The sequence below is a fragment of the Erwinia sp. OLFS4 genome, from assembly GCF_002752165.1.
Classification (GTDB): Bacteria; Pseudomonadota; Gammaproteobacteria; order Enterobacterales; family Enterobacteriaceae; genus Izhakiella.
The window spans coordinates 12,813-36,964 of sequence record NZ_MOMB01000062.1; the positions used below are offsets into that span (position 1 = coordinate 12,813).

Annotated in this window: 23 protein-coding genes and 1 pseudogene; 8 read left to right on the forward strand and 16 right to left on the reverse strand. The window is 54.4% G+C overall.

Going from position 1 to position 24,152, the window contains the following annotated elements; genetic code table 11:
• The 8 genes from BL249_RS15805 to BL249_RS15840 all read right to left on the reverse strand — a co-directional run bounded on the left by BL249_RS15805 (position 1) and on the right by BL249_RS15840 (position 8,256).
• Positions 1-1,167, reverse strand: coding sequence for an FAD-dependent oxidoreductase (locus BL249_RS15805; protein ID WP_099706159.1), 1,167 nt, complete (start codon positions 1,165-1,167; stop codon positions 1-3).
• Positions 1,168-1,179: 12 nt separating this feature from the next.
• Positions 1,180-2,178, reverse strand: a complete 999-nt coding sequence (locus tag BL249_RS15810) for a DODA-type extradiol aromatic ring-opening family dioxygenase (RefSeq protein ID WP_099706160.1) — start codon at positions 2,176-2,178, stop codon at positions 1,180-1,182.
• Positions 2,179-2,199: 21 nt separating this feature from the next.
• Complete coding sequence (locus BL249_RS15815) at positions 2,200-3,084, reverse strand: fumarylacetoacetate hydrolase family protein (RefSeq protein ID WP_099706161.1); 885 nt, start codon at positions 3,082-3,084, stop codon at positions 2,200-2,202.
• Between the two features lie 26 nt (positions 3,085-3,110).
• On the reverse strand, positions 3,111-3,527 hold the full coding sequence (locus BL249_RS15820; protein WP_099706162.1) for a RidA family protein: 417 nt from the start codon (positions 3,525-3,527) through the stop codon (positions 3,111-3,113).
• A 75-nt stretch (positions 3,528-3,602) separates the two neighbouring features.
• Positions 3,603-4,586, reverse strand: coding sequence for an ABC transporter permease (locus BL249_RS15825; protein WP_099706163.1), 984 nt, complete (start codon positions 4,584-4,586; stop codon positions 3,603-3,605).
• On the reverse strand, positions 4,583-6,178 hold the full coding sequence (locus BL249_RS15830) for a sugar ABC transporter ATP-binding protein (protein WP_099706164.1): 1,596 nt from the start codon (positions 6,176-6,178) through the stop codon (positions 4,583-4,585). Before BL249_RS15830 ends, BL249_RS15825 begins: the two co-directional genes overlap by 4 nt.
• Positions 6,179-6,200: 22 nt before the next feature.
• Positions 6,201-7,289, reverse strand: coding sequence for a substrate-binding domain-containing protein (locus BL249_RS15835; RefSeq protein WP_099706165.1), 1,089 nt, complete (start codon positions 7,287-7,289; stop codon positions 6,201-6,203).
• 151 nt (positions 7,290-7,440) lie between these two features.
• Positions 7,441-8,256 carry an alpha/beta fold hydrolase gene (locus BL249_RS15840; RefSeq protein ID WP_099706166.1) on the reverse strand — a complete coding sequence of 272 codons (816 nt, stop codon included), beginning with the start codon at positions 8,254-8,256 and terminating at the stop codon, positions 7,441-7,443.
• 198 nt (positions 8,257-8,454) lie between these two features.
• Here BL249_RS15840 and BL249_RS15845 point away from each other — a divergent pair, with 198 nt between their 5' ends.
• The 3 genes and pseudogenes from BL249_RS15845 to BL249_RS18815 all read left to right on the forward strand — a co-directional run.
• Positions 8,455-9,162, forward strand: a complete 708-nt coding sequence (locus tag BL249_RS15845) for a GntR family transcriptional regulator (protein WP_099706167.1) — start codon at positions 8,455-8,457, stop codon at positions 9,160-9,162.
• 13 nt (positions 9,163-9,175) lie between these two features.
• Positions 9,176-9,877 carry a siderophore-interacting protein gene (locus BL249_RS15850; RefSeq protein WP_099716808.1) on the forward strand — a complete coding sequence of 234 codons (702 nt, stop codon included), beginning with the start codon at positions 9,176-9,178 and terminating at the stop codon, positions 9,875-9,877.
• A gap of 264 nt (positions 9,878-10,141) precedes the next feature.
• A pseudogene (locus BL249_RS18815) lies at positions 10,142-10,294 on the forward strand (beta-propeller fold lactonase family protein); the annotation flags it as partial.
• A 21-nt stretch (positions 10,295-10,315) separates the two neighbouring features.
• Here the strand turns inward: BL249_RS18815 and BL249_RS15855 are convergent.
• Positions 10,316-11,398 carry a LacI family DNA-binding transcriptional regulator gene (locus BL249_RS15855; RefSeq protein WP_099706169.1) on the reverse strand — a complete coding sequence of 361 codons (1,083 nt, stop codon included), beginning with the start codon at positions 11,396-11,398 and terminating at the stop codon, positions 10,316-10,318.
• A 209-nt stretch (positions 11,399-11,607) separates the two neighbouring features.
• On the opposite strand from BL249_RS15855, the gene BL249_RS15860 reads away from it, so the two are divergent.
• From BL249_RS15860 to BL249_RS15875, 4 genes are read left to right on the forward strand one after another with little or no spacing between them, the layout of a single operon-like run.
• Positions 11,608-12,507, forward strand: coding sequence for a CoA transferase subunit A (locus tag BL249_RS15860; protein ID WP_099706170.1), 900 nt, complete (start codon positions 11,608-11,610; stop codon positions 12,505-12,507).
• Entirely contained in the window at positions 12,504-13,331 is an 828-nt protein-coding gene (locus BL249_RS15865; RefSeq protein ID WP_099706171.1) for a CoA-transferase, read from the forward strand. Before BL249_RS15860 ends, BL249_RS15865 begins: the two co-directional genes overlap by 4 nt.
• Before the next feature lie 4 nt (positions 13,332-13,335).
• Positions 13,336-14,199 (forward strand): CoA transferase subunit A, encoded by an 864-nt coding sequence (locus BL249_RS15870; RefSeq protein ID WP_099706172.1) that lies wholly within the window; start codon positions 13,336-13,338, stop codon positions 14,197-14,199.
• A gap of 30 nt (positions 14,200-14,229) precedes the next feature.
• Positions 14,230-15,048, forward strand: coding sequence for a CoA-transferase (locus BL249_RS15875; RefSeq protein WP_099706173.1), 819 nt, complete (start codon positions 14,230-14,232; stop codon positions 15,046-15,048).
• Between the two features lie 12 nt (positions 15,049-15,060).
• Here BL249_RS15875 and BL249_RS15880 read toward each other — a convergent pair whose 3' ends face one another.
• The 7 genes from BL249_RS15880 to BL249_RS15910 all read right to left on the reverse strand — a co-directional run bounded on the left by BL249_RS15880 (position 15,061) and on the right by BL249_RS15910 (position 23,269).
• Positions 15,061-16,113 (reverse strand): LacI family DNA-binding transcriptional regulator, encoded by a 1,053-nt coding sequence (locus BL249_RS15880; protein WP_099706174.1) that lies wholly within the window; start codon positions 16,111-16,113, stop codon positions 15,061-15,063.
• 135 nt (positions 16,114-16,248) lie between these two features.
• On the reverse strand, positions 16,249-17,619 hold the full coding sequence (locus tag BL249_RS15885; protein ID WP_099706175.1) for an MFS transporter: 1,371 nt from the start codon (positions 17,617-17,619) through the stop codon (positions 16,249-16,251).
• Positions 17,620-17,783: 164 nt separating this feature from the next.
• Entirely contained in the window at positions 17,784-18,713 is a 930-nt protein-coding gene (locus tag BL249_RS15890; protein WP_099706176.1) for a MaoC family dehydratase, read from the reverse strand.
• A gap of 12 nt (positions 18,714-18,725) precedes the next feature.
• Positions 18,726-19,895 (reverse strand): CaiB/BaiF CoA transferase family protein, encoded by a 1,170-nt coding sequence (locus tag BL249_RS15895; RefSeq protein WP_099706177.1) that lies wholly within the window; start codon positions 19,893-19,895, stop codon positions 18,726-18,728.
• Positions 19,895-20,524: a DAK2 domain-containing protein gene (locus BL249_RS15900; RefSeq protein WP_099706178.1), complete on the reverse strand. Its 630-nt coding sequence runs from the start codon at positions 20,522-20,524 to the stop codon at positions 19,895-19,897. The genes BL249_RS15895 and BL249_RS15900 overlap by 1 nt, the downstream gene beginning before the upstream one ends.
• 14 nt (positions 20,525-20,538) lie before the next feature.
• The gene (locus BL249_RS15905; protein WP_241898904.1) at positions 20,539-21,528 is read right to left on the reverse strand and encodes a dihydroxyacetone kinase subunit DhaK; all 990 of its coding nucleotides are present in this window, start codon (positions 21,526-21,528) and stop codon (positions 20,539-20,541) included.
• Positions 21,529-21,541: 13 nt separating this feature from the next.
• Positions 21,542-23,269 carry an acetolactate synthase catalytic subunit gene (locus BL249_RS15910; RefSeq protein ID WP_099706180.1) on the reverse strand — a complete coding sequence of 576 codons (1,728 nt, stop codon included), beginning with the start codon at positions 23,267-23,269 and terminating at the stop codon, positions 21,542-21,544.
• A 509-nt stretch (positions 23,270-23,778) separates the two neighbouring features.
• Between BL249_RS15910 and BL249_RS15915 the strand changes: the two genes are divergently transcribed.
• On the forward strand, positions 23,779-23,997 hold the full coding sequence (locus BL249_RS15915) for a DUF1471 domain-containing protein (RefSeq protein ID WP_099706188.1): 219 nt from the start codon (positions 23,779-23,781) through the stop codon (positions 23,995-23,997).
• Positions 23,998-24,152: the final 155 nt, after the last annotated feature.

The window sequence follows — 24,152 nt, forward strand, 5'->3', positions numbered from 1 at the left end:
TTACACACCCAGCTTGTAGCTGTGCAACCAGGAAAAATGCCGGTCAAGACTATTGAGCACGGCGTTACGTTCGGTGCGAGCCTGTCCCGGCGGCAAATGCAGGCAATCATTCAGGCTGCGTGACGACTGCTGGATTTTTTCGCCACGTGCTTTACGCTCCTGCTGGTAACGAGCCAGCCCTTCAGCAATCGAGCTGATGCGGCTGTCGTTGAGAACATGACACAGCGCCACCGCATCTTCAAAAGAAGAGATCGCTCCCTGACCATGATGTGGCATCATGCCATGGGCCGCATCGCCAATCAGCACCGCGCGCCCGCGATGCCATGACTGCATCGGACTGACCTGGAACATGCCCCAGCGTTCAGCAAGGTTGACGTGCTGCAGCAGCTGAGCCACTGCCGGATGCCAGCCGTGAAATTTCGCTCTGATGCTTTCCGCGTCAGCCGGAACTCGCCATGCTTCATGCTGCCACTTTTCCGGACCATCCATAAACACCACAATGGTCTGATATTCAAAGTTCTTACCCACCGGAAAATTCAGCACGTGCATCCCGTCGCCCATCCAGTCAGTGAAAGAACGCGGTTCCGGTAGCTTGTCGAGTTCTGCGGTTTTCGCCAGCCCGCGAAACGCGCTATTGCCGGTAAAAACCGGTGCAGCTTGCGGACTGACATACTGACGCACCACTGAGCGAATACCATCGGCCCCCACCACCAGATCGGCACGGTTACTGCTTCCGTCGGCCCAGCGCAGCGTTATCTCATCTACCGACTCATCCAGCCCGGCCAGCTGTTTGCCCAGCTGAATTCTCTCGCGTCCAACCACCTCCAGCAAAGCAGACTGCAAATGGGTACGAAAAGCACCATAGTAAGGATAGCCATAGGCATTACGGTACCAGTTTTCACGTGCCAGCAGCTGCGATCCGGCGACACTGCCATCTTCATTACGAAAGAAAGCCACTTCGGTCTCGCAGGATTGTTCCGCCATCGCGTCCGCAATCCCCATCTCGTCAAACAAGCGCGTACCGTTCGCCCATAACGAAATGCCGGCGCCAAGCTCAACCAGTTCGCTGGCCTGTTCATAAACCGTCACCTCGTGCCGGCTATTTCTCATTGCAGCGGCAAAGGCCAGACCGCCCATTCCTGCACCAACAACTGCTATACGTGCCATAATTTTGTCCTCTTACGACTGGCCGGGATAGGCTAAATAACTCATTCCGGTTATCCATTCAGGTACCGACTCATAAGCGACATAATCCGGACGCGCCCCCTTCATCGCCCCCATCAGTGCGACCCAGTTAAGCACTTCATGGCCGCCATGCCCGCCACGCTCCTCCACTTCGTCATAAGTCAGCGCGCGCATATACTCAACGTCACCGGCTTCAAAACGGGCCAGCATTTCGCGATCCCACTCTTCGTTAACCAGCGGGTGGCTATTACCCAGCGGCCACTCCATTCGGCTCATCATCTCAATTTCATACTGCGCAAAATCGGTATAAAGCGACGGGTCGTTAATCAGGGCATCTTTGCCAATCGTCTGATACACCTTCATGCGCTGCAGCAGCTCATCATCCTCCGGGGCGCCTTCAGTCCACACCGGTGGCCAGTGGGAAAGTCCCCCGGTCGCAAGAAAATGAACGCGATAGTCGTCGGGCAGCTGTTCAATAATTTCACGCACTTTTAACCCCAGGTCATAGGCGCGGGAATAAGGCATTAACGGCGGTGAAAAAACATTGATATATATCGGCACCACCGGAATATTGAATTGCGGGTTAATAAATACTAACGGCATCATCAGGTTATTGCCGTATTCAATCGGCCCCATCCGGGCGGCTTCAAAACCACCATGAATTAACTTCTCATGAAGCATTCTGGCAATATCAGCATTACTGGCAATACTATGCTGGCGGTCAAACTTCAGCGCTTCCATCATATATTTTGCCGGACCAATATTGGCATCACTAACCGGGACGGCCAGGGTTGGCATCATATTACGAAAATTATTTTCAAAGTGATCATCTAAAAAGGCAATAATTAAATTAGGCTTGGTATCATCAATACACTTCTTTAATTTTCCATGTATTTCTGCCAGCCGCTGACGTTGTTCTGCTGAAGGTGCATCGGCCCAACCTAACGCGCCAGGCACGTGAGACATACTGATTGCACTAACAATCTTAGCCATAATAATCTCATCCTGTTTATATTAAATAATGGTGTTGACCAGCTGACCAATTTCATTCATTGAAACCACTACCTTATCGCCTTTTTTCAGATAACGAGGTGGTGTAAAACCGAGGCCGACGCCTGCCGGTGTGCCGGTAGCAATCACATCACCAGGTAGTAAAGTAATGTTCTGACCAATGGTCTTAATTAATGTGGGAATAGTAAAAATCAGATCGGCTATTTGCGCCTGCTGACGCAATTCGCCATTCACCGTACAACGAATTTCCTGACGGCCAGGCTCGCCAAACTCATCGGCAGTAACCAGAACCGGCCCCATAGGACAAAAGCCGTCAATGCCTTTTCCCAGCAACCACTGGCTATGCTGCTTTTGCAAAAAACGCGAAGTCAGATCGTTTATCAGCGTATAACCAAAAATGTATGACAGCGGGTCGTCCTGGTCAGTCACCCGCCCTCTTTTTCCCAGCACTACCGCCAGTTCAGCTTCATAATCCAGCGAATTATGCGGATCAAGACGGCTGTCAATGGCATCGTCCGGACCACTGATCGAGGTCGCTGGCTTACTGAAAATAATCGGATGTGCCGGCACATTGCCGGCCGCTGCGCTGGAATCATAGCCACTGCTGGCAAACTCTTGTGCATGAGCATAATAATTTTTACCGACGCAAAAAATATTACGCCGGGTCATTGGGATCGGCGCCAGCAGGCGGACCTTCTGCGGTGATAACGCGGCCCGATTGGCACCTTCGCAACAGTCGGTAAGACGACCTTTCAGCTCGGCGAAGCGATCAATCAGCAGGTTCATATCATTGGTCTGCGCAATCTCCGTGACATCAATGATATTTCCGTCATGATCAATGACGCCAATATGTGTGTTATCCTGGTAATAATAACTAACCAACTTCATAATCAATCCTTTCCTGAAAACGGTAATTAGTCGCGCGCGCGCGCCACGGCTTCGACTTCAATAAGAAAATCTTCTTTGACCAGTCGATTCACCACCAGCAGGGTGTTGGGGGCGTAATCTGAAGAAGCAAACAGCTGCGGAAAAAGCGCCTGACGATTTTTCATAAAATTATCGATATGCTGGGAAGCCACCAGATAAGTATTAAATTTCACCACATCGTTAAAATCGCAGCCGACCGCCTCAAGCACATCACCGAGGTTTTTAAATACCTGAGCAAACTGCGCATCAAAATCCCCTTTACCAACCACGCTGCCGTCACTGCCTACCGCCAGCTGGCCAGAAATATAATAGAGGTCACCACTGCGCACTCTGGTCAGATTGGAATAGAGTCCTTGCGCAGGGCTGCCATTTTCCGGATTGATGTATTGAACATTTGCAGACATAACCACACTCCATTTAACAGGATTAATTATTTCATTGTTAATAAACGCTTTTTCTGATGGGTATTAACGGAGATATCAGTGCGACTCCCGCCGGCGGAAGCGATCGAGAATCACCGCCAGAATAATCACCACGCCGACAGCCAGCGTCTGGTAATAAGCCGATACGCCCACCATGTTCATCACGTTAGAAAGCAGTGTCAGCACCACCACACCGGTAATCACCTGACGCAAATCACCGGCCCCCCCGGTCAGGGCCACGCCGCCAAGCACCACGGCGGCCAGCGATTGCAGGGTCATATTTGCTGCCGCAATCGGCTGTGCAGAACTGGTCCAGGCCGTGAGAACAATGGCGCCAGTGCCGGCGCAAAAACCGCTCACCATATAGACCAGTACGGTATTAAAACGTACGTTGATCCCTGATTTTGAAGCAGCCGAAACGTTAGAACCCATGGCATAGACATAGCGCCCGAACAGAGTAAATTTCAGCAGCAGGCCAATCACTGCCGTCAGGGCAAAGGCAATCCATACCATCACCGGCAGCCCGAGCAACGTGCCGTAACCCACCGCATCAATATAGGCAGCGGGCACATCATAAATAGGTACGCCGCCGGAAAGGATCAGCGCAAACGCCTGGGCAACCGACAGCATTCCCAGCGTAATCACCAGCGGCGAGGTGTTGAAAAAGGAAATCAGCATGCCAGACACCGCGCCGGTAAGGGTTCCGGTTAATAACATGGTGACCAGCCCGGCGCTGACACCAAACTGATTCATCACCATCACCCCCGCCACCCCGGCCAGCGACATCGCAGAAGAGAGGGAAAGATCGAGGCCACCACGAATCACGGCCACCGCCTGGCCCAGTGAAATAATCAGTAATGGCGCAAGCTGGCAGGCAAGATTGATACCGTTACTGACCGATAAAAAACGCGGCTGAATAATGCCAGTCACCACAGCAACCACAACCACCAGCAGCGGCAACATCCAGTCAGAGAGGGAGAACACCTTTCTCCTGGTATTTTTTTCTGACGCCATCAGGCCCACATCCCGGCTTGTGTTCATAACACCCACTCCCGCTTGTGCATATCGTTTAATTCATGGTTTTCGGCGCCGACGCTATTCTGACCCACTACGTCGGCAATAATGGACGCCTTATCGTGTTCGTCCGGGGCGCAATAGGTGTTAACAATGCTGCCGTGAAACATGGTCCAGACGGTGTCACACAGCGTCATTGTTTCGGCTAAATCACTCGACAGCAGCATCACTGATACGCCTTGCGCCGCCAGCGCACGAATGCGCTGATGAATTTTATATTTGGCGTCAATATCCACCCCGGCGGTGGGTTCCTCCAGCACCAGCAGTTTTCTGGCACTGGCCATTGCCCTGGCCAGCAGTACTTTTTGCTGATTACCGCCGCTCAGGCTGGTTAGCCGTTCACGCTTATCGGCAAACTTAACGCCACAGCGCTGCAAAATCCGATCGGCGCTTGCCGCCACCCGACCGGTACGCAGAAACCCGGCCAGCGTGAGCGAACCGAGCTGACTCATCATCAGATTTTCTTCAATTGACAGCGTCGGATAGACGCAGTTACTGGCCCGGCCGGCCGGCAGCCAGGCCACGCCTTTTTTCAGTGCCTCAACAACACTTTTAGGCCGCCATTCATAGCCATCCAGACGAAAGCGCACTGAGGCACTGCGCGGTGTGGCAATATACCCCACCAGATTTTGCAGCAGCGTATCACCACCACAACCCACCACGCCGTATATCCCGACCACCTCGCCTTTACCGACGCTAAATACCCGATGACCACCGCCGCTAACCGGCAGATTTTCAAAATCAAGCAGTGGGGCAAACTTCTGTTTCCCCTGATTTTCAATACGATGACTGCCAGCGGCTTTACCGGTTAAGCGCGCCACAATGACCTCAGCGGTGACATCGCGGTTAACGGCAAACGCATCCACCACCTGTCCGTTGCGCATAATGGTGACTTTGTCGCTCACCGCCAGCACATCATCGATATGATGCGTAACCAGCACCGAGGCGATACCCGACTGACGAAGACGACGTAATACGTTGAAAAAATTTTCTTTTTCTACCGCACCCAGCATGGCAGTTGGTTCATCAAAAATAATCAGCCGCGGCTGTGACATCAGCGATTTACCAATTTCTATCAGCTGCTGAACCGCCACCGGCAGACTGCCAACCGCGCTTTCCATATCAATGTCGGCCAGACCAAGCTGCGCCAGGACTTCCCGCACGCGCACGGTTTCATGCGCTTTGCGGGTCAGGGAGAGAAGCGTTTTTCCTTGTTCTGCACCCAGCCACAAATTGGCCCGGACGGAAAGATCGGGCGCCAGCGACAGCTCCTGATACACCATGACGATGCCTGCATGACGCGCCTCCCGCGAACTGCTAAAAGCCACCGGCTGTTCGTCATACCAGATGCTGCCTTCATCCGCCGGATAGAGTCCGCTAACAATTTTGCCAATAGTCGATTTTCCGGCGCCGTTCTCACCCAGCACACAGTGCACTTCACCGGCAGCAAACTGTAGCGAGACATTATTTAGCGCCTGGGTGGCACCAAATCGTTTAGATAATCCGCTGATGCGCAGCAACGGTGAATCGGTGTTGCTGGCCGGCTGTATGTTAGGCATGTGCTTCTCTCCTCTGACAGGCTTACTGCATCGCCGGAACTTTCCAGTCCGCCGGTGCAATTTCATAGGTTTCAAAGGGATGAGTAGCGACGTTATCCTTCTCAAGTACCTTATTAGGCACGTTATAATGTGCGTAACTCAGGCCATCACTGCCGGCAGGTAACAGGTTAGGCAGTGGCTTGTGTTCCATCTCACGGATCGCGTACTGAACAATAAGCCGGCCCATCAGAATGCCAGGTTCGGAAACCACTGCCAGCATTTTGCCTTCTTCAATCATGGGAACGGCGCGTTTAACCATGGCAGAACTGACCACGGTAGCCTCGCGGTGTTGCTGGCGAATAGCCTGCACCGCACCCATACCTAAGGTAATCTGCGGAGTATAAATAAAGTTGACGTCAGGATTGCGCAGCATCAGGTCAGAGGCTTTTGACAGACCTTCCTGCAACTCAATTCCGCCGCCGAACGCCGAATCAATAACCGCTATCGGCGTGGCACATTTTTGTGCTTCAGCTTTGAAGCCTTCATAGCGCAGACGCACCCATTCGGCACCAGCCGGACCGGGGATCATGGCCACTTTTTTCGGTTTCGCCGCGGCCTTACAAACCGCATCCGCCATCAGCTTGCCGATGTAGCTGTCATCCTGCAGCACCCCGAAATCGATATTTTTACTGTTGACCGGAATACCAACCGAAGCCACCTTCATTCCCCCGGCTTTCAGTGATTTGATAATGGGGTCAAAGCCGTTAAAAGCGGCCGGTGCCAGCACCGCAACGTCGGCACCGATACTTTTGAAGGCTTCCAGCTGGGCAAACTGCTCGCGCACGTTACCGTAAGCCCCGGCAACCGACACCTGTACCACATTCACGCCGGTACGTTTTGCTTCGTCAGTGATGCCGTAAATAATGCCTTTATAAAAATCATCATTAAGATGCACCACCGTCACCGCAAGCTTAAAAGGTTTATCAGCTTTGAGTGGCGGAATTAATCCAACCAGCCGGTCCTCTGCAGATTTTGCCGGTGAACTGATTAAGGCAGAAAACATCACTGATGCAATAAAACAGGTTAAACGTAAAGATGCAGTTTTCTTTTTAGACAGAGACAGCCCGTTCATTATTGTTTCCTCATTTTAAAAACTCAGGGACAGACGCATCCCCCCTGGTAAAAGGATGTTTAAAAATAAAATTCGGCGTGTGTGCAAATAGCGAATTAACCAGTATTTATTTTATCAGTGCGTTATCCTCCTTTAGTTAGCCAACAGATTATTAAATAAAAATCTGATTCGCGGCGGCAATAAAAGCGGCGCTTCGTTCAAATGCCACAGAATGTGAACATTCACAAAGAATCTGTAAATCTGCATATTTAATTTTTGCGGCCAGTATTTCTGAAGTTTTCGCCGGAAACGGAATATCATTTCGGCCATGCAACATTAATACCGGACAATTAATCGCGCTAAGGGTGTCATCACTCAGCGTTGTTTTTTGTACATATTGCTGCTGATCACCGGAAAACATTCCATTGAAATAATCCGCATAGCCGGCGGCAAATACTACCGGCTCACGTGCGCGGATATAACTGTCATCAATAATGGAAGCATCGTGAATTAAAGTACTCAGGGTGGCAATCAGCTGTTGGCGGTCGGTTGGACAGCGCCAGACCCGCTGGGTTGCCTCATTAATCGTAAAAGGTGCACCAATTGCCCCGGTCGTCAGCACCGCTGAAATGCGCGGGTCAGCAGAGGCCAGCTTCAGCGCAATCGCCGCCGACAGCGAGTGCCCAATCACACCTATTTGCGGTGCATCAATCAGATCCAGCATCGCCCTGGCCTGGCGTACCCACATCTCAAAGTCAAAAGCAGGCTGCTGGCGGTTACGATCGCTGATACCAAAACCGATCAGGTCCATTGCATAAACACGATAGTGCTGGCTCAGCGGTTCCAGTACCCGGCTCCAGTTACCCAGGCTGGATGCCCCGGGTCCGGAACCATGAATCATCATCAGCGGCTTACCTTTCCCGCCGTGATAATACCCGACCTGCATGCCTTCAAAGGTAAAGGACGATTTTTCTAGTGTATGGGACATACCGGCTCCAATAACTGACTGGCGTATGGAAACGATAATACCTGGTGAAAACCTTTTTTAAAGATAAAAATGGATTTTTTTGTTAATTATAAGTTTAATGTATGAATATCCTTTTAACATCGCCTATGCTATGATCACCCTCACGGCGAAATGAACACGGCTAACCAAATGAATCGCAATACAAAAACGGAGAAACCCATGAAGGCGCTCAGGGAAGGTCGATCCCTTAACGAAACGATCTATTCCCGCATCCGGGAACTGATCCTTACCGGGCAGCTGCTGCCAGGCAGTAAACTGAAAATTGCCGAACTGGCACAACGTTTCGATGTCAGCCTGAATGTCATACGCGAAGCGCTGAGCCGACTCGCCGGGGAACTGCTGGTGGAAGTCGCACCTCAGCAGGGTTTTAGCGTGCGCAGCCTCGATGCCGATGACCTGATCGATCTGACCGCTCAGCGCATTCGCTTTGAAAGTATTGCCTTACGCAAATCCATTGAGTCTCAGAACGTTGAGTGGCAGGCCCGGCTGGTTGCCGCAAACCACCTGCTGGTGCATACGCCGCAGACTCAGGCAGATAACCCAACCCGGCTGAACCCGGAATGGCATGCGCGCCATGAAGATTTCAATTTGATCATGATGGAAAACTGCGGCAGTAAATGGTTATTTCTGATGATCAAACAGCTTACCGAAGCGTTTGCAATTTATCAGCGCGTGTTGCTACCAGTGGCACCGGAAGAGGGAGAACGCAATACCGATCATAACCAGCTGCTGCAGGCGATCCTGAATAATCATGCCGATCTGGCAATTACTATCCTTAGCGATCATCTCAATCAGACCCGGGATGTGATGTTACGTGCGCTGCAGGACGTGACCCACGCCGGTAAACAATTTTCGCTGTCAGAATAAGCGGCTGGCCAATATGGACAGAGAATCCCTGCGCCGGCTACGTGAAGTGACCATCAGGCAGATTAGCCAGCCTGATGACGGAATCACACGCTTAGTGCTTGGTGGTGACAATATTGCGCATTTTGCCGGGGCATTACCCGCTGCCTGGGTAAAAGTATTTTTCACCGCCTCAGTACAAGCCGAAGGTCCGGGACGGGCCTATACCATCCGCTCCATTGACCGCCATAACCAAACCCTGACAATCGATATCGTCAGGCATGCAGACGGCGCGGCAATGCGCTGGCTTCCGCTGGCACGATGTGGTGACAGAATCCGCATTGCCGGCCCCCGTGATGGCTTTGAGCCTGACGGCGTGAAAACCATGCTGCTGTTTGGCGATGAAACCGCCCTGCCAGCAATAGCCTCCATTGTTGAACAGCTGGATAACCAGACCCACGTGCATCTGATTCTGCTGCTGCGTTCGCCATTCCGGGCGACGCTTCCAGCCGTCCGCTGCCGGCTGGACCTTTGCCAGTTACAGACCGGAACAGACGACCTCGCCAGCCACGTCTTTGACTATCTTGCACGTCATCCGGTAGACCGGGTATGGGGTGCCGGCGAACAGCGTGATGTGATTAATATTCGCAAAACCCTGTTACGAAACGGCCGTCAGCGTAGCCATACCGATATCACGGCCTACTGGAAACAGGGCGAAGCCGACCATCACGATCGGTGAGCCTGACGCTGCACAGACGATTTACTGCAGCGTACGCCGGTCATCCCCGGCGATTTGCGCCCACTACCTTTCTGCGCCTCATCACCTTCTTTACATTTGCCGGGTTATTACCGCGTCGCATTGCGGCTCAATCGACATAATTATCAGGCAAATTATTCAACGCAAGGCCCTGTCATGTACAAAAAATGCTGCCTGCGTCCTTACTGTCGCTGCTTTCAGTCGCCAGCCTGCGGTTAATCAGCAGCGTGAAAACCGCGCGGCTTCGCCATCAATAACAGTAGAAAATATCTGATTGCTTCAGGGAAAAAATCGCCACAGCTGTCGCTCTATCATATTGATCAACAGAGCGGCAAACTGAGTCTGTTACAGCAGGTCGCAACGGATAAAGGCGCCAACTGGATTAGCCTGCTGGAATAACACCCGACGACTTGCAGCGTTTTACCGATCGCTGACCGCAGGGGGGGCCTGCACGGCCGGCAGCGGCGCGCTGCTATCCCTTATCTGTAAACTCACCGGCAGAACCGTCTGTGAGATCGGGGCCTGTGGCTGTTGCAGCCGGGCCAGCATCGCCCGCGCCGCCATTTGCCCAAGGCAACGCTTCGGCTGATCCACCGTTGTCAGTCCCTTGCGCTGCCAGCTGGCCAGCGCGCTAAAATGGCCGCCGAAAATATCATCAAATCCACAGACGGAAATATCCTCAGGAACCGCAATGCCCTGCTCAGCCAGCTGATTTATTACCGCAAGCGCCACAAAGTCATTTGCTGCCAGCAGCGCAGTCGGGCGAGGCTGACAGCGTAACAGCGCCGCCACCGCATGGCGGGCACTGTTGCCACGATAATCCCCTTCAATCAGATAATCGGCAGGGGCGGCGCAGCCCAGCCGGGCCATCCCCGCCTGCCATGCGGCTTTACGTTCAACTACCGTCGACGACTGCGCCGGTCCGGTAAGACAGGCAATACGCCGGTGGCCCAGTGCATAGAGATGGTCCAGCAGCAGATCAATCGCCTGCTGGTTATCCGGGCCAATATAATCGGCAGTAAAATCGCTGGGCATACGGTTAACAAAAACGCAGGGCGGACCGTTTACCAGCAGAGCACGCGAAGCCTCACTCAGACTTTGCGACAGCATAATTAACCCATCCACCTGCCGGTCAAGCAGCGAGCGAATCAGCGTCTGCTGGCGCCGGGGATCTTCATCGGTATTACAGAGAAACAGGGTATAACCTGCTGCGCTAACGCCTTCATCAATGCCTTTCACAATCGCCGGAAACAGCGGGTTGGTGATATCCGCCACCAGCACCCCCAGCGTCATTGATTGCTGGGTACGCAGTGCTCTGGCAATGGTAGACGCCCGATAGCCAAGGCGTTCGGCCACAGAGAGAATTTGCTGTTTTTTTTCCGGACTGACATAGCCGTTACCTGCCAGTGCCCGGCCAACCGTGGAACGGGACATACCCAGCTCACGGGCAATATCCGCAAGGGTCGCCCTTCTGGCGGCGGCCCGTAGCGAAGATGATTTCATCAGCGCTCTCCTTTCATTCAGATAGCGTGGTTATACCTTAACCGGCGGAAAAATTAAACTGGGATCGATCTCACATACAAATTTCCTGTCGCCAGTTAAGTTAACAGCACAGCCTGAACAGGACTGGGTGCGCCGATCATAGCGGCGCTTCTTTTTCGCTGCATGTGGGATCGATCCCATATCTAACCACGGCGTCATCTGCAGACAACATGAAGAGAACGATAAAAGTAACCACGCTGGCCGATGCCATTGGCAGCGTGGCAGACGGAGAACGCATTGCACTGGGTGGACTGGCGATTTATCAGCGCCCGATGGCACTCACAGCGGAACTGGTTCGCCAGCGCAAGCGTCATCTGACGCTGGTCGGCATTGTGAATGGTATTGAAGCAGACCTGCTGATTGGCGCCGGGGTGGTTGATCGCATCGAAACCTCCTATGTCGGACTGGAACGTTTTGGCCTCGCGCGTAATTTTCGCCGTGCCGCGCAGCAAGGCAGCCTGCATAGCACAGACTATCCGGAACTGATCGCCTGGGACCGCTTCCGTGCCTCCCAGGAAGGCTTGCCTTTCTGGCCCTGCACTTTTCTCGGTGGTAGCGGTATTACCGCACATAATCCTGATATTGTGGCTTTTGCCTGTCCGGTAAGCGGTCGTCAGTTATGGGCGGTGCCGCCGGCCAGTCCGGACGTGGTGCTGGTACATGCCCCGCTGGGGGATGCATTTGGCAACGTCGCCTTTCATCAGCGCAAAATGTTGCCACAAAGTGCCGATATTACCCTTACGCGCAGCTGCGATCGGGTCATTGTCAGCGTGGAAAAGATCGTGAGCAGCCGGGAGCTGCAGCGCCAGCCCCATCTGGTGGAAATTCCGGCTTTCCGCACCAGCCATATTGTGGAAGCCCCGTTCGGTGCCCATCCCACTTCTATGCCCGGCCTGTACGATTGTGATGACGCCTTTTTTAACGACTATGTTAGCGCCAGCGCCTCACCCCAACAATTCGCCATCTGGCTCACGCACCATATCAGCCAGCTGCCAGATCATCAGGCTTATCTGCAACAGCTTGGCGTTAGCCACCTGATGGCCCTGCGTCATACGGAGATCCCACAATGAAAGCCGCCGTCTGCAGCCGCGAAGAACTGATCGCCATTTTGCTGGCTAAGCAAATGCGTAACGGCGAGGTCGGTTTTACCGGTCTGGCGACCGGCAGCATGGCCGCGCGTTATATCACCGGTATTCCGCTGGCCGCCATGTCATTTGCCCGTCATACCCATGCGCCGGATCTGACAATTCTGCTGGCCGGCTGGTGTATTAATCCGTACCTCAGCCAGCTGCGTGTCCTGCCCAGTGCCGAGTTTGATAACCACTTACAGCAGCTACCTTGCGAAGCACAAATGCAGGCCTATCCTGGTCACTATGCCGTTCGCCGTGGAGAGGTTGATTTTGGCTTTGGCTCCGGAGTACAGGTTGATCGTCAGGGAAATATCAACAGTACCTGCATCGGTGCCTTTCAGCAGCCTGAGGTGCGGCTGGTAGGCTCGATTCTGCTCCCGGAACATCTGACCTGTTTTGGTCGCGAGTATCTGATGATGCCGCGCCACGACCGGCGCACTCTGGTGGAAAAAGTCGATTATATCTCCGGCGTCGGCTGGCCTGGCGGACAAGCCGGCCGCTACGCCCTTGGATTAGAGCGGGGTGGACCACAGTGGATCGTCACCCCGCTGGCCATCTTCTCCTTCGATCGCCAGCAGGGCAATGCGCAACTGCACTCAATACATCCGGGGGTTACCCTGCAGCAGGTCCGTGACCACACCGGTTTTGCCATTACAAACGAGGAGGTAGCGGTGACCCCGTGGCCAGACGCTGAAGAACTGTCGCTGCTGCGCCGGGTGGTAAATCCCCACGGTGCGCTGATCCCCCATACTGAAGAGGTATAACACCATGAAATGCAAACTAACCCGCCTGCAGGATGCTGTGGCACGCATTCCTGATGGTGCCAGTATTGCCCTCGGTGGCTCACTGTTACGGCGCCAGCCAATGGCGCTGGTCCATGAGCTGATTCGCCAGCGCAAGCGCGATCTGACGCTGCTGACCTGGGCGACCACGCTGGCCAGTGACATGCTGGCCGCCAGCGATGCCATTCGCCGTTGGGAAGGTATTTACGCCGGTTTTTTCCGCCACGGCCTGGCACCAAACTTTCGGCGCGCGGTACAGAGTGGCCGCATTGAAACCCATGACTATTCCGAATTGGCCTTCGTCGCCCGCTTCCGCGCAGCGGCGATGGGGTTACCATTTTTGCCTTCTACAGCCCTGCTCGGTACCGGTATGGTGGATAAAAGCCCTGATGAGATTAAGCCGTTAAGTTGTCCGTTCAGCGGCCGGCCCTTGCTGGCGCTGAAAGCCGCCGCCACCGACTTCACCTTATTGCACGGTTATGCCGCCGATGAGTACGGCAACGTACAGTGGCCGGTGGTGCGCGACAGTGATGATATTGACCAGATGATGGCCTCCGCCTCAACGCGACTGATTGTTACCGTTGAGAAAATTATTCCCCACCAGCAGGTGCAACAGCGGCCGGCGCTGACCTATATCCCCCATACCCTGGTGGAGGCACTGATTGAAGTGCCCTATGCCGCCCATCCTACCGCCACCGACGGTTTTTATGATGAAGATGAAGCCGCACTCAAAGGCTGGCTGGCCGCCTCCGCCACCCCTCAGGGGGCGCAGGCCTGGCTGAAGAGTATGTGTTCAGCTGTCCACAGCGCGCGGATTATGTGGAAAAAGTCGGATCGATTTCAGCCCTGAAACGCTTCGACGTCACCCGGGAGTTTTAAAATGAATACGCCACATTACACCACAGAAGAGCTGATGATTTGCGCTATCGCCCGCGAGCTGGCTGATGATCAGCTGGGTTTTGTCGGTCTTGGTACCGCTGCCCGCGCGTTTACTTTAGCCGTGGGTATTCCGATTGCCGCCGCCCGTCTGGCACAGTTAAGTCATGCGCCGGGTTTTTCTATTTACTGGGGCAATCTGCTGACACCGGCGCTGGATAATATTCCCGATGCGCTATGTCAGGACGCCTACACCCGCTGGCCCGCTGCCGCCTCACCGGCCGATGTCGGCTACAAAATTGATATGGTAACCCGCGGACGCTTTGATGTTTCCTTTGAATCAGCACCCCAGGTGGATCAGTACGGCAATCTGAACATTACCGAAATTGGCGGCAGTCAGCCGCCTGAAACCCGTCTGGTTGGCTGTCTGGCCCAAACCGAACACCTGGCGTTTATTAAGCGGCCGATTATTGTCACCGACCTTAGCCGGCGCAGCTTTGTGCCCAAAGTAGATTTTATTACCAGCGTCGGCTATCTCGACGGTGGCGACAGCCGTTCCCGCCTCGGGTTGCCGGGACCAGGGCCGGCCCTGTGTGTCACCAACAAAGCCATTTTCGACTTTCACCCACGGTCAAAACGCATGCGCTTACGCTCCCTGCATCCCGGCGAAACCCTGTCAGGCGTGCTGGCCGCGATGAGTTTTCAACCGGAGATTGAAGGTGAACCCGCTTTCACGCCGGTGCCAACCTTAAAGGAAGTACAGCTGATTCGGGAAGTCATTGATCCAAAAGGGACGCTTTATCAGCTCCATGCCGGCAGCTGAACCTGCGGCGCGTCAGTCTTCCCTGACGCGCCCGGTTGAACCTCGCACAATCAGTTTCATTGGAAAAATTTTCTTTTTCGCTTTTAGCGACCCTTTCTGGCGAATCATTTTCATCACCAAATCGGTGGCGGCGGCGCCCATTTCGCGCCGTTGCAAAGCTATAGTGGTAAGATTAATCGGCGAAAAAGAAGCCATTTCAATATCATCCAGACCAATCAACGAGAAATCCTCAGGAATACGCAGCCCCATTTCATGAGCGGCATTCATCACGCCAATGGCGCTCATATCATTGGCCGCCAGAATGGCGGTGGGCGGCGATGGCATAGCAAAAAATTGTTTTGCCGCCTGATATCCGCCGTTCACCTGATAATCCCCCTGCACCACGTATTGCGCCACTCGCGGTAAGCGGTGCAGCTGTAACCCGTGCAAATAGGCAGCATAGCGCTCGTCAGCGGTTGAGGAGTCTCGCGGCCCTCGAATCAGCCCGATACGACGATGCCCCAGCGCCACCAGATGTTTCACCGCCGCGCCAATCCCTTCTTCGTTATTCGCGCCCACGTAATTATCATCATGACTAAGAGAACGTCGCTGAATCATGACATAGGGTGTATCACCGTTGAGCAGTGCGCGCACTTCAGGCTGTTCACAGTGTTGCGACAGTAACACCAGGCCATCAACGCGCCGGTCAAGCAGCACGCGCATTTGCGCCAGCTGCTTGTCCAGCTGGCCGTCGGTGTTACACACCAGCAGGCTGCACTGCTCGCTGTCAGCGATATCTTCAATGCCGCGCAGAAAATCAGGCGAAGAGGGGTTAGCGACATCGGCCAGCAGCACCCCCAAAGTAAAGGTACGCTGCATCCGTAGCGACCGGGCCACCACTGACACCCGGTAACCCAGCTTATCCGCCGCCGCCTGTACCCGTTCACGGGTGGAAGCTTTCACAATCGTTTTACCGGTCAGCGCATTGGATACCGTTGAAACCGCCACGCCGGCCTCACGCGCCACGTCGAAAATAGAAACTTTGCCGCCAGCGCTGTGCTTGCTTTGCGGGGGTTTTCTGGTCATTCAGTGGCACCTGCTGAAGATAATGAGTAGTGAGAATGAACGGATTATTACACAAGCATTAGTGATGAAAAAAACGTTTTTAGACGGAGTGTGGGCTGAAACACATCGGGGAAGCCTGAGCCTCCCCGATGATAGTTAACGACTTTTTGCCAGAATCGCTTCATTATTGCTACTTTTCGCCGCTGACCCCAGCATATCGTCGTTAAGATCGCGATGCATGGTTTCACCGGTCGCCAGCGCGCAGAAGCCGGTCACCGCGCCAGAAATAATGATCATCCAGGTAATCGGCCAGAAGCCACCGCCCGCCCAGGCCACCAGTGCTGTCGCCACCATCGGTGTAAAGCCGCCAAAGACGCCGGCCAGCTGTGAGCCGACCGACACGCCGGTATAACGCACCTCGGTACTGAACATTTCCGACAGGTAACAGGGTTCAATGCTATACATTGAACCAATGACAAAACTGTAGCCGAGGATCAGCGCCAGGTAGACCCCCCACAGGGTGCCACTCTCCACCAGCCAGTAGAACGGATAAGCCAACAGACAGGAGCCAAAGGCACCTATCAGGAAAACCGCACGACGGCCAATTTTGTCAGACAACATACCCCATAGTGGGAAGGTAATCAGCCCGCTGGCGGCCGCCACCATCACACCCGTCAGTACCGCACTGCTTGGCATATTAAATTTAGAGGTGGTGTATTGCAGAACATAGCTGATAATCAGATAGCCCACCACGCTTTCACTGATGCGCAAACCGGCGGCGAGGAATATCTGCCGGGGAAACTTTTTAAACACCTGCACAATCGGCAGACTGGTTTTTTCACGCTCGGCCAGCATCTTTTTAAACAGAGGCGGCTCCTGGATCTTCATGCGAATAAAGATGCCAATCAACATCAGGATAATGCTGGCAAGAAAAGGAATACGCCAGCCCCAGTCGAGAAAGATCGCTTCAGGCAATGCCGAAGCCAGCGCGAAAGAGCCGGTAGCGCAAAGCACGCCAAGTACGTTACCTAACTGAACAAAGGTGCCGTAAAAACCCCGTTTATTTTTCGGCGCGTACTCAATCATCATTGTTGTTGCACCGCCCCACTCTCCGCCGACGGCCAGTCCCTGAATCAGGCGGATAATAATCAGTAATATCGGGGCAGCCAGACCGATGGTTTCATAGGTCGGCAGCAAGCCAATTACCACGGTGGCAATCCCCATAATACTTACCGAGGCGATAAGCATCGCCTTGCGGCCAACGGTATCACCATAGTGACCAAAAATAATGGCGCCAATCGGTCGGGTGACGAAAGCTACGCCGAGGGTAGCAAACGACACAATCGTCGCCACCGTCGGCGTCAGTTCAGTAAAAAACAGATGAGGAAAAACCAGGGCGGCAGCCGCGCCGTAGATAAAATAGTCATAAAACTCAATAAAAGTGCCAATCAGGCTGGCAAAAGCGACGCTGCTCAGCTGTTTCTTATCGACTTTTTCGCTGTCAGCCGGGGTTGCAATCTGATTCATATAACCTCCCTCAGGAGTGAGCTTGTAGGGTAAGTCCAGGGTGTGCGGTCTCCCGCCCCCTGCTGGGTTGTAGTAAAAGTAAGATGAAAAACTGCAACAGCCGGAAACCGGCCGGGTACACGCCAGCCGCCGCCTGGGACACGCGGCAGCGAGCGGATTCTGGTTTAGGGTTGTCGTCTGCCGCGAGCCCAGCCAATGGCCGTACGTTCACCATGCTGGTTCTCCGCCCAGACATGAAAAGTCACCGTCTCACCCTGCACTGATTCAACCAGCGCCCGGCAGGTGATATGATCTCCCCGGTATACCGGTCGGATATAAGCCATTTTGATCCAGCCAGAGCTATGCCAGCCCGGCCCGATAAAGCGCGCCAGCATCTCGGCAATCCAGCAGGTTTCCATCATTCCCTGTGCCAGGGTGTCACGAAAACCGGCGTTAAGCGCCACCTCAATATCGGTATGGATGTTGTACCACTGGCTGTTACCGCCGGAAAAAACCGTCATCTGCCCCTGTTCAGGGTGCTTGACCAGCGGTGCCACCGGCGTACCTGCGACCATATCAGCCGTGGCATGGTGTAACGGTGTCATATCGACCGGCCATTGCGGATCGATATGATCCCCCTGCGCACTTTTTGCCGCGCCGCCGCTACCAAGCTGTATGCCATCGGGGATGCGCATAATCTCGGTGCTTATCTGGCGCACATAAGGCGTCCCCTTATCGGCATCACGCGCTTCGCTGTCAAAAACCGTATAGCCCTTACCACGCTTCATATATTTGTCGGTATAGCGGCCGCTATAGTGAATACGTGCGTTTACAGGTACCGGATTAATAAACCAGATCTCTTCCTTTTGATGCAGGCCAACGGTACGACTGGGATCGTAAACGCTGCAAAATAACGCCACCAGATCGCGCCCCAGCATCGCAGCAGGCACCCAGGGCGCCTGCTCCCCCATATAGGCGTGACTGAAGTCATCGAGCGCAAAGCAGGCGCGACGCCGGTAAGCTTCATCCACGGTAACAGTCAGGGGACCAATCGGCTCACCAACCACCACATTTTCGAAAGTGGGTTCACGTAATTCAGGATTAATGCGGGCCATGCTGCGCTCCTTTTACGGTGTCTGAGAATGCGCCTGAATACCGCACCATTCCGCCAGCACTTCTTCGGTATGGGCGCCCAGTACCGGCGGTGGACGACGAATCGAACCGGGGGTATCAGAGAGCCGGACGGTTACGCCGTGTGTGGTATAAGTTCCGGCGGTCGGGTGGTCAATATTCACCAGCTGATGACGCGCCTTCAGCTGCGGATTTGTCAGCACATCGGCCACGCTGGCCACTGCAGAACAAGGCACGCCCGCCTTATCCATCAGACTGACCACATCATCGGCGTTGAGCCGCGCCACCCATCCGGCAACCACGCTGTCAATAGCACTGTTGTTGCTAAGACGGGCGTGATAGTGATTAAAACGTGCGTCCTCCAGCAGATCCTGACGCCCCATGGCGGCAATAAGACGCTGAAACAGCGCATCGGTACCGGCCGAAAGATAGACCCAGCGGTCATCGGCAGTCTGATAGCAATTTACTGGTGCCGAATAGCGGTCAAGATTACCGACACGCGGCATGGTTCGTCCAAGCTGCGCCTGTTCCGGAATAGCCGAAATCAACATGCTAATAGCACTTTCCAGTAAAGAAGCTTCCACCAGCTGGCCACGACCAGTGGCATGACGTACATTCAGCGCCCCCAGCGTACCGATAGTGGCATACAAGGCCGAGGCATAATCAACCATAAAGGTACCAGCCATTGTGGGAGGACCGTCCGGCTGCCCGGTGATACTCATGATCCCACTCATGGCCTGGGCGATAGCATCAAAGCACGGACGCTGGGCAAGAGGCCCCTCCTGACCAAAACCGGAGATACGGACCATAATCAAACGTGGATTGAGCTGATGCAGCGTTTCCCAGCCACACCCCATTTTTTCCATGGTGCCGGGGCGAAAGTTTTCAATCAGCACGTCAGCTTTCGCAATCAGTTGCCGTAGCTGCCGCTGGCCTTCTTCAGCACGAAAGTCAAGTTCAAGACTGCGTTTATTGCGATTAAACGACAAAAAATACAGGCTCTGATCGTTAAGCTGCGGTTGGTTTTGCCGGGTATCTTCGCCCTTACCTTTTCGTTCAACCTTCACCACGTCAGCGCCCATATCGGCCAGCTGCATAGCGCACATCGGCCCGGCAATAAAGCGCGATAAGTCGAGTACTTTTAGTCCTTCCAGCGATCCTGACATCAGCGTGCCTCCTGTAATTGGCTGGCCTTTCCGAGCGCGGCATCAACCAGGTGAGCAAAGGCCACCATGCCGGGGTCATCAAGACCCACGGAGCGTTCGGCAAACATCCGCGCCCGCCCGATTTTATTCGGCCGCTGACGGAATGTCGCCAGTGCCTGTGCCACCGCCTCGGGGGCGGCCTGACGCCAGTTTTCCTCCGGCTGGCTGACCAGTGCCTGATGCAGTGCCTCAATCGCATCAAGAACGGTTTTATCGCCGGGCGCGGCGCCCCCGCGGGCCATCAGGGCCGTCAGCACCGCTTGCAGCAGCGCGGGGATCGCCTGCGCATCCAGCGTCTGTTTACCGGCACTCTGCTTTGCAGCGGTTAACAGTGCAACGCCAAGCAGGGTGCCAAAGCTGGAGCCTGATGCCCGTACGCAGGCCATTGAGGCGGCCTGAAATACCGCTGCAATATCGGACGGCACCGGCGTCAACGCTTGCTGGGTCAGGCGGGCGCATTTTTCCAGGGTTGCACCGAGATCGCCGTCCCCCAGCTGACCGTCCAGCGCATTCAGTTCGGCCGCCGAGTGGTGAATTTTTTCGCAGCAGCGCAGCAAAGCGGCGCTCAGCTGTCGGGCATCAAGTTTCATTGGCTACTACTCCACTAGGGGGAAACCACCGGCGTCGCCAGCAGCGACGCCAGCTCATCGTCCAGTTTCATTAGCGTCAGCGAGGCTCCCGCCATCTCCATCGAAGTGGCGTAACGACCAATCTGCGGCGGCAGCCAGCTGATATTTCTTGTGCGCAGCGCACTTTGTATCCGGCGCCACAGAATAAACAACTCTTCCAGCGGCGTAGCACCAAGTGAGTTGACCATCACCGCAACCCGATCGCCTGCTTCCAGCGCGCTGTCTTCACATAGGGTAGTTAACATCTCATCGGCGAGGGTATCCGCCGTCAGCAGCGGCCCGCGACGAATACCGGGTTCACCGTGGATTCCCATCCCAATTTCCATCTCATTATCGGCAAGGGTGAACGTGGGTTTGCCGGCTTCCGGCACGGTACAAGGGGATAACGCCACGCCAAGGGTGACGGTATTATCCAGCGCACGCCGGGCGATCTCTGCCACGTCGTCAAGTGTGGCACCTGGCTGTTCGGCTCGGGCACCGGCAACCTTGTAGGCATAGATCAACCCGGCGACACCACGTCGCTTAAGGCGTTCGTCACGTGATGCGCTGCCGACATCATCACAGGCCAGCACGGTGCGCGTGCGAATGCCCTCAGCCTCCAGCATTTCTGCCGCCATGGCAAAGTTCATCTTATCGCCACCGTAATTGCCAAATAGCAACAGCACCCCCTTGCCGTTATCGGCAGCACGAATAGCCGCCATGCAGTCCATCACCGCCGGGCCGGCAAAGACGTTCCCCACCGCGCAGGCATCCAGCAATCCCGGACCAACATAACCGGCAAAGGTGGGCAAATGCCCGCTGCCACCGCCGGAGACAATACCCGGCTTATCCTTCGCCGGAATGGCTCGGGTAATCACCCTTCCCGACTCGCCGGACTGGGCATAAAGATGGGGAAAGGCCTGGCACATCCCCTGCAATGCCTGATCGGCATACTCTTCCGGACTGTTAAGGATCTTTTTCATCATGTTGTTCCGTTCATCAGTATTTCAGGCCATCTTTATCATCAAACAGCGTCACCGGCGGGTAAGCGCGTTCATCGGTTATCACGTCAATCACCGTGGTCACGCCGGCACTGAATGCTGCTTTCAGCGCCGGCAGGAAATCCGCCGCTTTATCAATACGCACACCGGAGCACCCACAGGCACGCGCCACGGCCGCATGGTCGACGGCATGAAAATCGCAGGCATCGGAATAGTCACCAAACAGGGCTTTTTCCGCATGTTTTTCGTAACCAAGGATCTGATTATTGAGGACCACCAGCACCACGTTAATGCCCATCCGCCTTGCCGTTTCCAGTTCGGACCAGACATGGGCAAAGCCACCATCTCCGACCAGCGCAAACACCGGCGCCTGCGGACAGGCAATTTTTGCCCCCAGCGCGTAAGGAAAGCCCCAGCCAAGCCCGGCCAGACCGCGCGGCGTAACAAAGCGGCTGCCAACCCCTCGCGCTGTCAGGTAGTTAGCCACCCAGACCGACGAATAGCTGGCGTCAGCAACCACAATGGTTTCCGGCGTTAACAGGGTGTCAAGATCGCGCATCAGTCGTTCCGGACGCAGCGGCGATGCATCAAGATTCAGAGTATGGCTGACTTCGGCCTGCCAGCGTTCATGACCAGCAGCAATGCGCTGACTCAGGTCAGCCCGCTGCTGATGACGCAGCGTCAAATCCTGTTGTTGCAAGGCATCATTCAGCGCTTCCAGCGTCAGACGGGCATCACCCACCAGCCGCAGAGCGTCATAATTGCGGCCAACTTCCTGGCCATCAATATCCAGGTGGATATAGCGGGCGTTGTGCGGGTAAAGCGTCCAGCTGTCGGTACCATTCTGATTGGTACGATTCCCGATCATCAGGATCACATCGGCATCACTGACCAGCTGGCGTAAATGACGGGTACGTCCACGCTCGCCCATAAAGTAGCCGACGACCCCCACAGAAAGTGGATGCGTTTCATCCACCGCGCCCTTGCCCATTGCCGTGGTGGCAACCGGCAGGCTGGCGCCTTCCTGCAAGCGAGCCAGCGCAGCGCTGGCATCCGACAGATGCACACCGCCACCAGCAATCACCAGCGGCGCGCGCGCGCGCGCCAGCAGCGAGGCCGCCTGCGCAATGGTCTCAGGTGAGGCAATACAGCGATCCAGCGGAAAGTGACCGAGAGAACAACGATGCTGGCGTCCGCTTTGCCCTGCGCTTTCGTTAAACAGATCAATGGGAATCACCAGCACCGCCGGCCCGGCGCGCCCGGAGGCTGCCGCGGTAAAAGCCATATCAATATAGTCCTCCAGCCGGTCAATCTCGCTGACCCGACGGGTCCACTTAGCCACCCCTTTGAACAGTTCAGCGTGGTCCAGCTCCTGGAAGGCATTTTTATCGACCATCTTGCGGTGAACGTCCTGGACAATAGCCACAACCGGAATCGATGCCTTGTAACACTCCGCCAGACCGGCCACCAGCAGCGTCGCTGCCGGGCCGTTCTGCGCGGTCACCACGCCAACTTTATGCGACAGACGGGCATAGGCATCGGCCATATAACTGCCGGCATTCTCCGCCCGGTATCCCACCTGACGGATACCGTATTGCGGCTTGACCAAAAACAGAGCGGCCGGAATACTCTGTCCGAAAATAACTTCCACGCCGTGGCGCTTGAGGGCGGCAGCGGCAATATGCGCCCCGGTTCTGCCCTGCGGCTCGCATTGTTCAGCGCTCATGATGACTCCCGTTGTAATAGGTGATGACGTTGTTCAGTCACTGCCCCGGCCGGAAGCAACAACTAATTAACGTATGATTAACTTACCCTCACCTTTGCATAAAAACGTTTTTATTAAAAACGTTTTTATGCATTTTGTCGGTTAAGATCACGTAATAACGGGTTTTTGCCAGGGAAGGTTTTTTTAATGAATTGAAATTTAATGATTATTTACTGATGACAGACTGAAATTTAATCACTGCTTACGCAACATTGCCTTCGCTAAGTGATAATGGCAGGCACCAGCCTGTATGCGGAATAACATGCTAGTTAGTTATAATAATACAATTAAAATTGTAAATAAAAATCGATTAACCAGTCATAAAATCCGCAACAAGATGGTAAACACCAAAATAATGTGATCAACATCGCATTATTGGTTAATGAACTAATAGTCACTGTAGTTATCATTATCCCCATAGACGGCACGCGCTTTTCTGCTGCCGCAGCAATGAAATGGAGGAAAAAGAAATGAAAACTATTCGTACAATATCTATCGCCGCCATCACCGCGCTACTGCTGGCCCCTTTTGCCAGCTACGCCGCCAGCGTTTCTGCTCGCGGAAGTACGCTGGACGCCGCAGAAGCTATTATTGCTAGCAAAGCTAAGGAAGCAGGCGCTCAGTGTTATAAAATTACCAGCGCCCGTTTTAACAATGGGGTATATATGACCGCTGAGCTATATAAATAACCCTTACTGACCTTTGTGAAGTCCGTTTTCGCTGCTCTCCGGAGCAGCTTTTTTATGGCCAGAACCTGGCAGAAAACCTACACCTGTCAGCCCTGTCAGCAAATGTCCACAGGGCATCAAACTGCGCTTAAGCCAGCAGACCGGGGAGGTTGCCA